Source organism: Paraburkholderia sp. BR10937, assembly GCF_040965695.1.
Taxonomy (GTDB): domain Bacteria; phylum Pseudomonadota; class Gammaproteobacteria; order Burkholderiales; family Burkholderiaceae; genus Paraburkholderia.
The window spans coordinates 76,343-89,081 of sequence record NZ_JBFRCL010000027.1; the positions used below are offsets into that span (position 1 = coordinate 76,343).

14 protein-coding genes are annotated in these 12,739 nt (G+C 65.6%); 5 read left to right on the plus strand and 9 right to left on the minus strand.

Annotation, left to right across the window (positions count from 1 at the left end):
* Positions 1-55: 55 nt before the first annotated feature.
* From AB4Y44_RS22585 to AB4Y44_RS22610, 6 genes are all read right to left on the minus strand, one after another.
* Positions 56-1,084, minus strand: coding sequence for an asparaginase (locus tag AB4Y44_RS22585; RefSeq protein WP_342920492.1), 1,029 nt, complete (start codon positions 1,082-1,084; stop codon positions 56-58).
* Between the two features lie 50 nt (positions 1,085-1,134).
* Entirely contained in the window at positions 1,135-2,061 is a 927-nt protein-coding gene (locus tag AB4Y44_RS22590) for a CysB family HTH-type transcriptional regulator (protein WP_266228933.1), read from the minus strand.
* Between the two features lie 85 nt (positions 2,062-2,146).
* Entirely contained in the window at positions 2,147-3,205 is a 1,059-nt protein-coding gene (locus tag AB4Y44_RS22595; protein WP_368700939.1) for a sulfate/molybdate ABC transporter ATP-binding protein, read from the minus strand.
* Between the two features lie 2 nt (positions 3,206-3,207).
* The gene (gene cysW / locus AB4Y44_RS22600; protein ID WP_368700940.1) at positions 3,208-4,176 is read right to left on the minus strand and encodes a sulfate ABC transporter permease subunit CysW; all 969 of its coding nucleotides are present in this window, start codon (positions 4,174-4,176) and stop codon (positions 3,208-3,210) included.
* Positions 4,173-5,072, minus strand: a complete 900-nt coding sequence (gene cysT, locus AB4Y44_RS22605) for a sulfate ABC transporter permease subunit CysT (protein ID WP_342920495.1) — start codon at positions 5,070-5,072, stop codon at positions 4,173-4,175. Before cysT ends, cysW begins: the two co-directional genes overlap by 4 nt.
* A gap of 143 nt (positions 5,073-5,215) precedes the next feature.
* Positions 5,216-6,274, minus strand: coding sequence for a sulfate ABC transporter substrate-binding protein (locus AB4Y44_RS22610; protein WP_368700941.1), 1,059 nt, complete (start codon positions 6,272-6,274; stop codon positions 5,216-5,218).
* A 292-nt stretch (positions 6,275-6,566) separates the two neighbouring features.
* Between AB4Y44_RS22610 and lexA the strand changes: the two genes are divergently transcribed.
* The 3 genes from lexA (at position 6,567) to AB4Y44_RS22625 (ending at position 8,455) form a co-directional block, all read left to right on the plus strand.
* Positions 6,567-7,217, plus strand: a complete 651-nt coding sequence (gene lexA / locus AB4Y44_RS22615) for a transcriptional repressor LexA (protein ID WP_042268621.1) — start codon at positions 6,567-6,569, stop codon at positions 7,215-7,217.
* A gap of 80 nt (positions 7,218-7,297) precedes the next feature.
* A complete protein-coding gene (locus AB4Y44_RS22620; protein ID WP_133184263.1) occupies positions 7,298-7,675 on the plus strand; it encodes a hypothetical protein in 378 nt (125 codons plus the stop codon).
* 96 nt (positions 7,676-7,771) lie between these two features.
* Positions 7,772-8,455, plus strand: coding sequence for a DUF2939 domain-containing protein (locus tag AB4Y44_RS22625; RefSeq protein ID WP_368700942.1), 684 nt, complete (start codon positions 7,772-7,774; stop codon positions 8,453-8,455).
* Between the two features lie 61 nt (positions 8,456-8,516).
* Here AB4Y44_RS22625 and AB4Y44_RS22630 read toward each other — a convergent pair whose 3' ends face one another.
* Positions 8,517-8,987 (minus strand): universal stress protein, encoded by a 471-nt coding sequence (locus tag AB4Y44_RS22630; protein WP_069267551.1) that lies wholly within the window; start codon positions 8,985-8,987, stop codon positions 8,517-8,519.
* Between the two features lie 321 nt (positions 8,988-9,308).
* On the opposite strand from AB4Y44_RS22630, the gene nodI reads away from it, so the two are divergent.
* Together nodI and AB4Y44_RS22640 are read left to right on the plus strand one after the other, a co-directional pair.
* Positions 9,309-10,223, plus strand: a complete 915-nt coding sequence (nodI, locus tag AB4Y44_RS22635) for a nodulation factor ABC transporter ATP-binding protein NodI (RefSeq protein WP_342920704.1) — start codon at positions 9,309-9,311, stop codon at positions 10,221-10,223.
* A 58-nt stretch (positions 10,224-10,281) separates the two neighbouring features.
* Positions 10,282-11,118, plus strand: a complete 837-nt coding sequence (locus AB4Y44_RS22640) for an ABC transporter permease (RefSeq protein WP_368686393.1) — start codon at positions 10,282-10,284, stop codon at positions 11,116-11,118.
* A gap of 18 nt (positions 11,119-11,136) precedes the next feature.
* Here AB4Y44_RS22640 and AB4Y44_RS22645 read toward each other — a convergent pair whose 3' ends face one another.
* Together AB4Y44_RS22645 and AB4Y44_RS22650 are read right to left on the minus strand one after the other, a co-directional pair.
* Positions 11,137-11,559, minus strand: coding sequence for a hypothetical protein (locus AB4Y44_RS22645; RefSeq protein ID WP_368700943.1), 423 nt, complete (start codon positions 11,557-11,559; stop codon positions 11,137-11,139).
* Positions 11,560-11,663: 104 nt separating this feature from the next.
* Positions 11,664-12,725 carry a permease gene (locus AB4Y44_RS22650; RefSeq protein WP_342920499.1) on the minus strand — a complete coding sequence of 354 codons (1,062 nt, stop codon included), beginning with the start codon at positions 12,723-12,725 and terminating at the stop codon, positions 11,664-11,666.
* Positions 12,726-12,739: the final 14 nt, after the last annotated feature.

Consider the following 12,739-nt stretch of genomic DNA (forward strand, 5'->3'; position numbering starts at 1 on the left):
AACGGGCCTGGCGGAGCGATCCGCCAGGCCCGTTCTTCCTTGTGCGCGGCCAGCCTCAGTACGTGTCGAACGCGTCCTGCAGTCCCGCCTTGTCGGTCGTGCCCGCTGCCAGCGCGAGCAGCAGCAGCACACGCGCCTTGTACGGGCTGAGCGTGCCCGACGACACGAAACCGAGCGTATCGTCCTTGGCCGCGCCGTTGTGCATCACATGACCCGAGCCGACGCGCGAGGCGCGCACGACGGCCACGCCCTTGGCGGCCGCCTCGGCGAGCGACTGCTGCAATGCGCCGTGAATCGAGCCGTTGCCCGTGCCCGCCACGACGAGCCCATCCACACCGGCGGCGACGAGGGCTTCGACCGCCGCGCGCGACACGCCCGCGTAGCTCGTCACGATCTCGACCTGGGGCCATTGCGCCGACGCCGCAAACGGCGCATCGACCGTATGCGGGCGCAGCGCGCGGCGCTGGAATTCGACGCGGCCATCCTGCACCCAGCCCAGCGCGCCGATTTCCGGCGACTGGAACGCATCCACCGCGTAGGTGCTGACCTTCGCGACGTCGCGTGCGCAATGAATGCGGTTATTGAACGCCACCAGCACGCCCTGCCCGGCCGCCGCCTCGCTCGCCGCGAGCGTGACGGCATTGAGCAGGTTGAGCGGGCCGTCGGCGGAAAGCGCCGTGGCGGGCCGCATGGCCGCCGTCAAAATACATGGCTTCGCGCTCTTCACCGTGAGATGCAGCAGGTACGCGGTTTCTTCGAGCGTATCGGTGCCGTGCGTGATCACCACGCCGTCGACTTCGTCGCTGGCCAGCAGTTCGTTCACGCGCTGCGCGAGCGTGGTCCACAGCGCAAGCGACATGTCCTTGCTGTCGATGCTCGCGATCTGCTCGGCTTGGATCTGCGCGATGGCGTCGAGGCCCGGCACCGCTGCGAGCAGTTGCGCGACGCCGATCACGCCGGCCTGGTAGCCGGCGGTGTTCGCGGCGTCTGCAGCAGAGCCCGCAATCGTGCCGCCGGTGGCGAGCACGGCGATGCGCGGCAGCGCGCTGGGCGCCGCCGCGGAAGAGGAAGTGGAAGTATTCATGGCGGCGATTTTAAGCGATCCGCCGCCCGCCGAGAAAATCAGCGCGCTTTTCAGGTTGCCTCGCGCAGCTGGCTCGCGATCTGCTGCTCGGTCAGCTGCGGCGCGAACATTTCGATGAGCCGGTACGCGTACTGGCGCAGGAACGCGCCCTTGCGCAGGCCCACCCGGGTCGTGCTCGCGTCGAAGAGATGCTCCGTGTCGAGCGCGACGAGTTCGCTGTCGCGCTTCGGGTCGTAGGCCATCGCCGCGACGATGCCCACGCCCATGCCGAGTTCGACGTAGGTCTTGATCACGTCCGCGTCGATGGCGGTCAGCACCACGTCGGGCACCACGCTCGCCTTCGCGAACGCCTGGTCGATATGCGAGCGGCCCGTGAAGTCCTGGTCGTAGGTGATGACCGGATACTCGGCCACGTCTTCGAGCGTGAGATTTTCGCGGCCCACGAGCGGATGCGTCTTCGGCACGACCACCACGTGATGCCACGAGTAGCACGGAAACGTGACGATATCGGGGAAGCGGTCGAGCGCCTCAGTCGAGATGCCGAGGTCGGCCTCGCCGTTGATGATCATCTGCGCGATCTGCTGCGGATTGCCCTGGCGCAGCGCGAGGTGGACCTTCGGAAACACTTCGCGGAACTGGTGCACGACCTTGGGCAACGCGTAACGCGCCTGCGTGTGCGTCGTCGCGACCACGAGGTGGCCGCTGTCCTGGTCGGCGAACTGGCGCGCCACGCGGCGCAGGTTCTCGGCGTCGAGCAGCATGCGCTCGATCAGCTGATGCACGGCCTTGCCCGGCTCCGTGAGGCCGGTCAGTCGCTTGCCGCGGCGAATGAAAATGTCCACGCCGAGCTCGTCTTCGAGATCCTTGATCTGCTTGGAGACGCCAGATTGCGACGTATACAGCACGTTCGCCACTTCGGTCAGGTTCATGTTCTGCCGCACGGCTTCGCGTACGAAACGCAACTGCTGAAAATTCATGGTCTTCTCTCCGGGACTGCTGACCGATTATTCGTTTTTGTCGATGTGAGCACTGTAACCCTTGCTGGGCCGCTTTTTACAGCGCTCATTGCGCCGGAAATACGCGAAGCCCGCGCGGCACGGCCGTGACGCCCTCGCCCACCGAAAGCCCCAGCGCGCGCCAGGACTCGCGGTCGAGCTCGGCCTCGAGCGCGCCGCCCGTGCGGCTTTCCAGCTCCACGCGCACCGAACCGCCCAGCGTCACCACGCGGCGCACGTCGACCACGATGCCGTCGCGATGATCGCTCGATTCGCGGTGCAGCACGAGGTCGTGCGGCCGTACGTAGGCAAGCGCCGGGCCTTCGAAGCCCGCGTGCACCGAGATCGGCTGCGCCGCGCCCTCGGCGACGAAACCGCGTGCATCGACGCTGCCGCGCAGCCGGTTCGCGGCGCCGAGGAATTCGTAGACGAAGGCCGTCTGCGGATGATCATAGACGTCCTGCGGGCTGCCCACCTGCTCCACGTGCCCATGATTCATCACGACGATGCGATCGGCCACCTCGAGCGCCTCCTCCTGGTCGTGGGTAACGAAGATCGTCGAGATGTGCAGGTCGTCGTGCAGGCGCCGCAGCCACGAGCGCAACTCCTTGCGCACCTTGGCGTCGAGCGCGCCGAACGGTTCGTCGAGCAGCAGCACCTTCGGCTCGACGGCGAGCGCGCGCGCAAGCGCGATGCGCTGACGCTGGCCGCCCGACAACTCGGACGGATAGCGCTGGGCGAGCCAGTCGAGCTGCACGAGCTTGAGCAGTTCATGCACCTTCTCGCGAATCACGGCCTCCGAGGGCCGCTCGCTGCGCGGCTTCACGCGCAGGCCGAACGCCACGTTCTCGAATACCGTCATGTGGCGGAACAGCGCGTAATGCTGGAACACGAAGCCCACCTGACGCTCGCGCGCGCCCACCTCGCCCACGTCCTGGCCTTGCAGCACGACCTGGCCCGCGTCGGCGTATTCGAGGCCTGCGATCACGCGCAGGAGCGTGGTCTTGCCACAACCGGAAGGTCCGAGCAGCGCAACCAGTTCGCCCGGCGGAAAGTCGAGCGAGACGTTGTCGAGGGCGGTAAAGTCGCCGAAGCGCTTGTGCAGATTGCTGACGGTGATGCCCATGTTTACTGCTCCCCTACTTGAATCGGTTGGCGCACGGCGCGAGGCGCTGCGTGTTGTGAAACATGTTGCACGGCCGCAGGTTGCGGGCCGGCGTAGGCGGGAACCTCGTCCGCGCCGCGCAGTTCCGCCGAAAGGCGGCGCTCCGCGAGCAGCTTCAGGCCGAGCGTGACGAGCGCGAGCAACGCGAGCAACGACGCCACGGCAAACGCCGCCGCGAAGTTGTACTCGTTGTAAAGAATCTCGACGTGCAGCGGCATCGTGTCGGTCTGGCCGCGAATGTGGCCCGACACCACCGACACCGCGCCGAACTCGCCCATGGCGCGCGCGTTGCAGAGAATCACGCCGTACAGCAAGCCCCAGCGAATATTGGGCAGCGTCACGCGGCGGAACATCTGCCAGCCCGAGGCGCCCAGCACATGCGCGGCCTCTTCTTCGTCGTTGCCCTGCGCCTGCATCAGCGGAATCAGCTCACGCGCGACGAACGGGAACGTCACGAAGATCGTGGCGAGCACGATGCCCGGCACCGCGAAGATGATCTGCACGTTGTGGTCTTCGAGCCACGGCCCGAGCCAACCCTGTGCGCCGAATAGCAGCACGTAGATGAGACCTGAAATCACGGGCGAAACTGAAAACGGCAGGTCGATCAGCGTGGTGAGCAGCGCCTTGCCGCGAAACTCGAACTTCGCGATTGCCCACGAAGCCGCGAGGCCGAAGGCGAGATTCAACGGCACCGCGATCGCCGCGGTGATGAGCGTGAGCTTGATCGCGGAGAGCGCGTCGGGATCGACGAGCGACGTGAAGTAGAAGCCGATGCCCTTCGACAGCGCCTGCCAGAACACAGCGACGAGCGGCACCACGAGAAACAGCGCGAGAAACGCGAGCGCGATGCCAGTCAGGAGCCAGCGTACCCACGGTGATTCGGTGACCGGGTCCGGCCGGCGCGTGCTTCGTTGCTGCGGCAGCGTGCTCATTGCGCACCTCCCGCGACGGTTGCGCCCACCGCGGCATTCGGCGCGCTGCCGGCCGTAACACCCCGGCTCGTGCGGCGTTGCAAATACCACTGCAGCGAATTGATGAGCAGCAGCATGACGAACGACACGCAGAGCATCATCACGGCGAGCGCGGTTGCACCCGCATAGTCGTATTGTTCGAGCTTCGTGATGATGAGGAGCGATGTGATCTCCGACTTCATCGGCACATTACCGGCGATGAAGATGACCGAGCCGTACTCGCCGAGCGCACGCGCGAACGCGAGCGCGAAACCGGTCAGGAGCGCCGGCAGCACCGCGGGCAGCACGACACGGCGGAACGTGAGCCAGCGCGAGGCGCCGAGGCACGCAGCGGCCTCTTCCTGTTCGCGTTCGAAGTCCTCGAGCACCGGCTGCACCGTGCGTACAACGAACGGCAAGCCGATGAACGTGAGCGCCACGAGCACGCCGAGCGGCGTGAAGGCGATCTTCAGACCGAGCGGCTGCAGAAACTGGCCGATCCAGCCATTGCCCGCATACACGGCGGCGAGCGAAATGCCCGCCACGGAAGTCGGGAGCGCGAACGGCAGATCGACGAGCGCATCGATCACCCGTTTGAACGGAAACGTATAGCGCACGAGCACCCACGCGAGCAGGAAGCCGAATACCGCATTGATCAGCGCACCGCCGAGCGCGGCGCTGAACGTGAGCCGGTACGACGCGATCACGCGCGGCGACCACACGGCGCGCACGAACTGGCTCCAGTCGAGTGTCGCCGTCTTGAGAAAGGTGGCGGCAAGCGGAATGAGCACCACGAGGCTCAGATAGGCCACCGTGATGCCGAGCGTCAAACCGAAGCCAGGCAGCGCACTGGGTTTGCGCAATCGAAACGTTGTCATGCTCATCGTCCAGACATGGGTTGCGCGATTCGTGCGGTGCAGATTCGCGCCGAAAAGCGCGCCCGTAGGCGCGCTTCGTTGTTATGCGGTCACGTCGTTATGCGGACCGCTTGACTGCTTGACTGCTTGACTGCTTGACAGCTTTACTGCGGCTGATAGATCGAATCGAACACGCCGCCATCCGCGAAATGCGTCTTCTGCGCGTTGGGCCAGCCGCCAAAGGTGTCGTCGACCGTGTAGAGCTTGAGCTTCGGAAACTTTGCCGTGAGCGCCGCCGGGACCTTGTCCGAACGCGGACGGTAGAAGTTCTTCGCAGCGATCTCCTGGCCCTCTTCGCTATAGAGGAACTGCAGGTAGGCCTCGGCCTCCTTGCGCGTGCCCTTCTTGTCGACGACCTTGTCCACCACGGCAACCGGCGGCTCAGCCAGAATGCTGACCGAAGGCACCACGATCTCGAACTTGTCCGGGCCGAACTCCTTGAGCGAGAGGAATGCTTCGTTTTCCCATGCAATCAGCACATCGCCGATGCCGCGCTGCACGAAGCTCGTCGTCGCGCCTCGCGCGCCAGAGTCGAGCACGCCCGCATTCTTGTAGAGCTTCGTGACGAAGTCCTTCGCCTTCTGCTCGTTGCCGCCCGGCTGGTGCAGCTCGTACGCCCACGCCGCGAGATAGTTCCAGCGCGCGCCGCCCGAGGTCTTCGGATTCGGCGTGACGATCGAGACACCCGGTTTGGTCAGATCGTCCCAGTCCTTGATGTGCTTCGGGTTGCCCTGGCGCACGAGGAACACGATGGTCGACGTGTACGGCGAGGCGTTGTCGGGCAGACGCTTTTGCCAGTCCTTCGCGACGATGCCCTTGTTGGCGAGCGCGTCGATGTCCCATGCCAGCGCGAGCGTCACGACGTCGGCCTGCAGGCCGTCGAGCACCGAGCGCGCCTGTGCGCCCGAGCCGCCATGCGACTGCTTGATGGTGAGCGTTTCGCCCGTCTTCGCCTTCCACTGCTTGATGAAGGCTTCGTTGATGTCCTGGTACAGCTCGCGCGTCGGATCGTAGGAGACGTTGAGCAGCGATGTATCCGCGTGAGCGGCGATGGGCGCCATGGCCGCCATCGCCGTGACCCCGACGAGCGGCGCAACGCCGATGACCAGTTTTGCCGCCAGTGTTTTCAGCCAGCCCGCGCGCCCCGTATGTGTCGTGCCCATCTATCTGTTCTCCGTTCTCGTGTGTGCTCGTTTGCGCTCATTGGTGAGTTGCAGCTAACGATGGAGGCCAGTCTAGCGATCCGCTTACATTATTAAAAATGATGTTTTCTCATTTTTTAATACGCAAAAGTGGTAAGGACAGAGGAAGTCGCTGCTGGAACGCGGTTTCATCCGCGCAAACACGGGAAAACGGCCTGATGGCAACGCTCAGTCGATGAACTTCAAGTAACACTTGAAAAGTGACGAGTACTGTATAAAAATACAGTTACCTGTTCAAACATACAGTGGCGCCATGACCAAACTCACCGCACGACAGCAGCAGGTTTTCGATCTGGTTCGCCGGGCCATCGAGCGCACGGGCTTCCCGCCCACGCGCGCCGAGATCGCGGCGGAACTCGGCTTCAGCTCGGCCAACTCCGCGGAGGAGCATCTGCGTGCGCTCGCGCGCAAGGGCGTGATCGAACTGGCTGCGGGCGCCTCGCGCGGCATCCGCCTCGTGCCGGGGCCCGACGACCTGCCGCACCAGTTCACGCTCCCGCACCCGAGCATCATGCAGCTCTCGCTGCCGCTCGTCGGCCGCGTCGCGGCGGGTAGCCCGATCCTCGCGCAGGAGCACATCTCGCAGAACTACATGTGCGACCCGGCGCTCTTCTCGAGCCGCCCCGACTACCTCCTGAAGGTGCGCGGCCTGTCCATGCGCGACGCCGGCATCCTCGACGGCGACCTGCTCGCCGTGCAGAAGAAGGCCGAAGCGAAAGACGGCCAGATCATCGTGGCGCGCCTTGGCGACGACGTCACCGTGAAGCGCCTGAAGCGCCGTCCGAACGGGCTCGAGCTGATCGCCGAGAACCCCGACTACGACAATATTTTTGTCGAGGCCGGCAGCGCGGAATTCGCGCTCGAAGGCATCGCGGTCGGCCTGATCCGCCCCACCGAATTCTAAGCAATCCGTCTGCGCGCAGTTTGCGCGCAGTTCGCGCAGAGTTTGCGCACGCACCGTCTGCGCACTACCTGGAGAGAGTCATGGAACGCCTTGCCCGCCTGCTGCCCTTCCGCCAATTCGGCCGTCTTCGCCATCTCCGTGGAATCGCCTCGTGCGCGGTCCGCGAAGTGCGCGGTTCGGCTGCCGCGCTGAGCGGCTCGCTTTTCGAAGACTCGCCGGAGATGGTGGCGGCCAGCACGGCCGACCTGCCCGTGCTGCCCTCGGCTCAACCCGCGTTTGCGCGCGTGTCGCTCAACAGCACGCTCAATACCGAACAGCCCATGCGTCGTGCGCCCGTGCGCGTCTATCAGGGTCCGTCGCGGCTCATCCTCGTCGGCACGGTCGACGCGGTATGCCGCGCGATCGACCGCTGCATCGCAGAACAGCACAGCGACCTGCCCGCGGCGCTCGCGAAGTAAGCGGCAACACGGCTTAAATGTGAGAAGAGGTTACGGGCGGGATCGTTTGGCCAGGTTTGCGGTCAACACCGTGTTTGAACGATTTGCTCTCTGCCGATGACGGAATCTCTCTCTACCCCGCGTAAGACCCACGGCTGGAAAAAGCCCGTTGCGATCACGGTTGCCGTCGCAATGGTCGTTGCCGCGATCGGCTACGCCTATGCGTCGCCCTATATCGCGGTGAAACACATGAAAGCAGCGGCCGACGCGCGTGACGCCGTCGCGCTCAACGAGTACGTCGATTACCCTGCGCTGCGCCTGAGCCTGAAACAGCAGGTGGGCAAGATGCTGCACCGGCGCGTCGAGGGGCAGCACAGCAGCAATCCGTTGCTGATCCTCGGCGCCGTGATTGGCGCGGCATTGATTAGTCCGCTCGTGGATGCCTACGCCACACCGGAAGGCGTGGCCGCCCTGCTCGATGGCATGCCGCCGACGGGCAAGCCCGGCGACCGGCCGCACGCGCCGCCGCCAGCGGAATCCGGCGCGCCATCCACGCAATCGGCAGAGCCGGCGCAATCGGCACCCGCCTCCGACGCGCCACCGGCCCCGGCCGCATCCGGCAACCCCGCACCCGAGGCGCGGCCGGTGACCACGGCCGGCTATCGCGGCCTCAATGAGTTCGGGCTCACGTGGGACCGCGGCAGTACGGGCGAGCACTACGCAGCCATCCTGCAGCGTCACGGGCTCTTCTCGTGGAAGCTCTCGGCGGTCGAGCTAAATGAAGGAAACGTCTCGAACTGAGACAGATCGGCAGTGAAAGCGCAAACAGGCCGGTTCTGTGCGAACCGGCCCGCTTGATCCGCTACGCGGCGGCTTGCTGCTGCTTTTCCTCAGCCGCCGACGAACACGCCACGAGAATGCTGCACGATACGCGGTCGAGCAGCGGCGTGTTGCCCGCGCCCATCCACCAGCGCGAGAGTCCCGTGCGGCAGCGGTGACCCACCACCACGAGGTCGGCATTCAGCTCGTTCGCCAGATTCGCAATTTCGTCGATCGGATGGCCGAACGCGAAATGCCCCTGAGCACGCACGCCGCGCTCGGTTAGCCAGTCCACGCCTTCCTGAAGAATCTCGCGCGCCGTTTCCTCGAAGCGGCCGCAGGCCACGTCGGTCAGCAGGCCGGCGCTCTGGGCAATCGTCGAACGCATGTCGACGACCGAGAGCAAATGCGTCTCAGCCTGCAGATCGAGTGCAAGATCGGCGCCGCAACGCAGTGCCTTGCGGCCTTCGCGCGAGCCGTCGTAACAGAGCAGAATCTTTTTATAGCTCGCCATGATCGCTTCTCCCCGCCCGCGTGATTTGCAGGCTGTGCGATTCTCATGATGGTGCGCCGCAAATCCACACGCAAGGGCTGGAAAACGCCAGGTGTGCATCTAAAAACGCCAGACGCGTCCCGATCGGCGTACGGATCCTGCGCAGTGCTGGATGCTTGCCGCGACATGCATTTGCCTCGTGCATCGTCAAAACGCTTGTAAGCGATGCCCGACCCGCCACGCAGCAATGCACTAAAATGGGCCGCCTTGTTTCGTGCGATTTTTCGTTCGGTACGTCGAGCGACTCGCGCGATGCCCGTTCGACTCACGTTCAACCGGTCCATGCCCGCACCCGCCATCGAATTCGAGCAGGTCATCAAACATTACGGAGACAGGACGGTCGTCAACGGCCTGTCGTTCGACGTCGTTCCCGGCGAGTGCTTCGGACTGCTCGGTCCGAACGGCGCAGGGAAAACCACGACGCTGCGCATGCTGCTCGGCATCGTTTCGCCCGATGCGGGTCGCATCAGCCTGTGCGGCGAGCCGGTGCCGGCGCGCGCGCGCCACGCCCGCCAGCGCGTGGGGGTGGTGCCGCAGTTCGACAATCTCGACCCCGACTTCACCGTGCGCGAGAACCTGCTCGTGTTCGGCCGCTACTTCGGTTTGTCCGCGCGCGAAACGCGCGACCTCGTCGCGCCGCTGCTCGAATTCGCGCGCCTCGAAAGCAAGGCCGACGCGCGCGTGGGCGAACTCTCAGGCGGCATGCGCCGGCGTCTCACGCTCGCGCGCGCGCTCGTGAACGACCCCGACGTGCTCGTGATGGACGAGCCCACCACGGGCCTCGATCCGCAGGCGCGGCATCTGATCTGGGAGCGGCTGCGCTCGCTGCTCGCGCGCGGCAAGACGATTCTCCTCACTACGCATTTCATGGAGGAGGCCGAACGGCTTTGCAATCGCGTCTGCGTGATCGAGGAAGGCCGCAAGATCGCCGAGGGCGCACCCAAAGCGCTGATCGAATCGGAGATCGGCTGCGATGTGATCGAGGTGTACGGACCGGACCCGGTGGCGCTGCGCGACGAACTCGCGGGCGATGCGAAGCGCACGGAGATCAGCGGCGAGACGCTGTTCTGCTATGTGGACGACCCCGCGCCTGTTCATGCGAAGCTGCGTCATCGCTCCGATTTGCGCTACCTGCACCGGCCCGCGAATCTCGAAGACGTGTTCCTGCGGCTCACGGGCCGCGAGATGCAGGATTAACTGCGGCAGGATTAACGGCGGCAAGATCGACGGCGGCGTACGAATCGCCAAGGACACCATGCAGACACGCACCAACAACCCGACGCCCTCGCGCCCCGAACATGCGAGCGTGCGCGAGCCGCGCGCCGCGCTGCCTTCGAACGCCACGCACTGGATGGCCGTGTGGCGGCGCAACTATCTGGTCTGGCGCAAGCTCGCCCTCGCGTCGATGTTCGGCAATCTCGCCGACCCGATGATCTATCTCTTCGGTCTCGGCTTCGGGCTCGGGCTGATGGTCGGGCACGTCGACGGCGTCTCGTACATCGCGTTTCTCGCGGCGGGTACGGTGTCGTCTTCGGTGATGATGTCGGCGAGCTTCGAGTCGATGTACTCGGGGTTCTCGCGCATGCACGTGCAGCGCACGTGGGAAGCGATCATGCACACGCCGCTCACGCTCGGCGACGTCGTGCTCGGCGAAGTGATGTGGGCCGCGAGCAAGTCGGTGCTCTCGGGCGTGGCGATCATGGTGGTGGCGGGCCTGCTCGGCTACGCGAGCTTTCCTTCCATGCTGCTCGCGCTGCCCGTGATCGCGCTCGCGGGCCTCGCGTTCGCGAGCTGCGCGATGATCGTCACCGCGCTCGCGCCGTCCTACGACTTCTTCATGTTCTATCAGACGCTCGTGCTCACACCGATGCTGCTGCTCTCCGGCGTGTTCTTTCCGATCGCGCAACTGCCCGCGGCCGCGCAGCACATCACGCTGATGCTGCCGCTCGCGCATGCCGTTGCGCTGATCCGCCCCGCCATGCTCGACCGGCCTGTCGAGCAGGCCGGCCTGCACCTGCTGGTGCTCGCGATCTACGTGGTGGTGCCGTTCGCGATCGCATCCGTGCTGTTTCGCCGGCGCATGATGCGCTGAAACGGCGCCGCGAGGCGCTCAGTCCTCGTCGTCACCCCAGGGAATATCGACGTCCGAAATAAACGCAACCGTCGCGAACGGGCCGCCTTCCTGGCGGCCGACCTTGCCGTCGGCGCGATGCCATTCCACGCGGAACATCGTCGATTGGGTCTGGGCGAGCAAACGCACCGTGCGGATCTCTTCGGGATCCGACTCCTCCACCGGGCCATCGAGCGATACCAGCAGCGACTGCGGCCAGAGACCGTCGGCCGGGTCGTAGATGCGATCGCCGTCGGGAATCGAGGCATCCGCCTCGACGCCGATGGTGGCCGAAGCCTCGACGATCATCTTGCCGAGCGCACGCAGCACCGCCGTGGCGCGGGCCGAATTGGCCTGGCGAATGGCGAGATCGCCGCGCGTGAGCGCCTGCTCGAGTTTCGGATTGGTTTTTTGCTTTGCCATGCTGGTTTTCGGGCCGCGGCCCGCTCCGTGGCGGACGGCGAACCGTCCGCGTATTACAAGAATGCCAACGCTGAACGCATGGCGCCTGCCTCGTCCCGGCGTCCCTAAAAGCCCAGGGCCACCGCCGCGAGCCCGGCGGCGATGCCGAAGAACACCACCGTCGTGCCCACGACAGCGAGCATGCGCGGCCGGAACGAGCCCGCCAGCATCGCGAACGACGGCACGCTCACGGGCGGCAGCGTCATCAGCAGCGCGCCCGCCGGACCCACGCCCATGCCGAGCGCGAGCATCGCCTGGATGATGGGGACCTCGCCGGCCGTGGGGATCACGAACAGCATGCCGACCACGGCGAACGTGACGATCCAGCCAAGGCTGCTCGTGACTTCCGGGCCGATGTGCGGGAACAGCCACGCGCGCGCCGCGCCGAGCAACAGCACCAGCACGATGTATTCCGGCACCAGCCGCACGGCCATGCGCGCAAAAATACGCGCCCAGCGCACGAAGACGTTGCCGCCTTCGGCGTGCTGCTGGGCGAGTTGCGCCAGCCGATCGTCGGCGGCGCGCGATTCCTCGGGCGTCACGAGCCGGTTGCAGACCCAGCCTAGGCCGAACACCATCAGCAGGCCCAGCGTGAGACGCAGCGCACTCCATTGCCAGCCGAGTACGAAGCCCATGAACACGAGCGTGGCGGGATTGAGCACGGAGTTGCCGAGCCAGAACGCGATCGCGCCGCCCGCCGACGCATTGCGCGCACGCAGGCCCACGACCACGGGCGCGGCGCAGCAGGTGCACATCATGCCGGGCACCGCGAGCAGGCCGCCCGCCGCCACGCTGCCGAAACCGCGCCGGCCGAGCACGCGCGCGACCCACTGCACGGGCAGGAGCGCCTGCACGCCGGAGCCGAGCAGCAGGCCGAGCACCATGGCCTGCCAGATCGCCTTGCCATAGGCGTAGGCGTAATCGAGCGCAGCGGAGAACGAGGGGTCGGGGGCCGTGGCCGCGCCGCCCATCAGGATCGATTTGCCGATGGAGTGCGTCTCCTCGGCCGTGAATGCGCGGTGATAGTACGGGAACCACTTCACGTAGAAGAGGCCGGCCACCGCCAGCAAAATGAAAATGGGCCAGCCGTAAGACGGGGGCGATTGCGCTGGACGTGCGCTCGTCATTGTGAAAATTCTCC

What these genes read in the sequence shown, in the direction of transcription:
- AB4Y44_RS22585 (WP_342920492.1), bottom strand. Translation starts at nt 1,084, where the DNA reads ATGAATACTTCCACTTCCTCTTCCGCGGCGGCGCCCAGCGCGCTGCCG.
- AB4Y44_RS22590 (WP_266228933.1), bottom strand. Translation starts at nt 2,061, where the DNA reads ATGAATTTTCAGCAGTTGCGTTTCGTACGCGAAGCCGTGCGGCAGAAC.
- AB4Y44_RS22595 (WP_368700939.1), bottom strand. Translation starts at nt 3,205, where the DNA reads ATGGGCATCACCGTCAGCAATCTGCACAAGCGCTTCGGCGACTTTACC.
- cysW (WP_368700940.1), bottom strand. Translation starts at nt 4,176, where the DNA reads ATGAGCACGCTGCCGCAGCAACGAAGCACGCGCCGGCCGGACCCGGTC.
- cysT (WP_342920495.1), bottom strand. Translation starts at nt 5,072, where the DNA reads ATGACAACGTTTCGATTGCGCAAACCCAGTGCGCTGCCTGGCTTCGGT.
- AB4Y44_RS22610 (WP_368700941.1), bottom strand. Translation starts at nt 6,274, where the DNA reads ATGGGCACGACACATACGGGGCGCGCGGGCTGGCTGAAAACACTGGCG.
- lexA (WP_042268621.1), top strand. Translation starts at nt 6,567, where the DNA reads ATGACCAAACTCACCGCACGACAGCAGCAGGTTTTCGATCTGGTTCGC.
- AB4Y44_RS22620 (WP_133184263.1), top strand. Translation starts at nt 7,298, where the DNA reads ATGGAACGCCTTGCCCGCCTGCTGCCCTTCCGCCAATTCGGCCGTCTT.
- AB4Y44_RS22625 (WP_368700942.1), top strand. Translation starts at nt 7,772, where the DNA reads ATGACGGAATCTCTCTCTACCCCGCGTAAGACCCACGGCTGGAAAAAG.
- AB4Y44_RS22630 (WP_069267551.1), bottom strand. Translation starts at nt 8,987, where the DNA reads ATGGCGAGCTATAAAAAGATTCTGCTCTGTTACGACGGCTCGCGCGAA.
- nodI (WP_342920704.1), top strand. Translation starts at nt 9,309, where the DNA reads ATGCCCGCACCCGCCATCGAATTCGAGCAGGTCATCAAACATTACGGA.
- AB4Y44_RS22640 (WP_368686393.1), top strand. Translation starts at nt 10,282, where the DNA reads ATGCAGACACGCACCAACAACCCGACGCCCTCGCGCCCCGAACATGCG.
- AB4Y44_RS22645 (WP_368700943.1), bottom strand. Translation starts at nt 11,559, where the DNA reads ATGGCAAAGCAAAAAACCAATCCGAAACTCGAGCAGGCGCTCACGCGC.
- AB4Y44_RS22650 (WP_342920499.1), bottom strand. Translation starts at nt 12,725, where the DNA reads ATGACGAGCGCACGTCCAGCGCAATCGCCCCCGTCTTACGGCTGGCCC.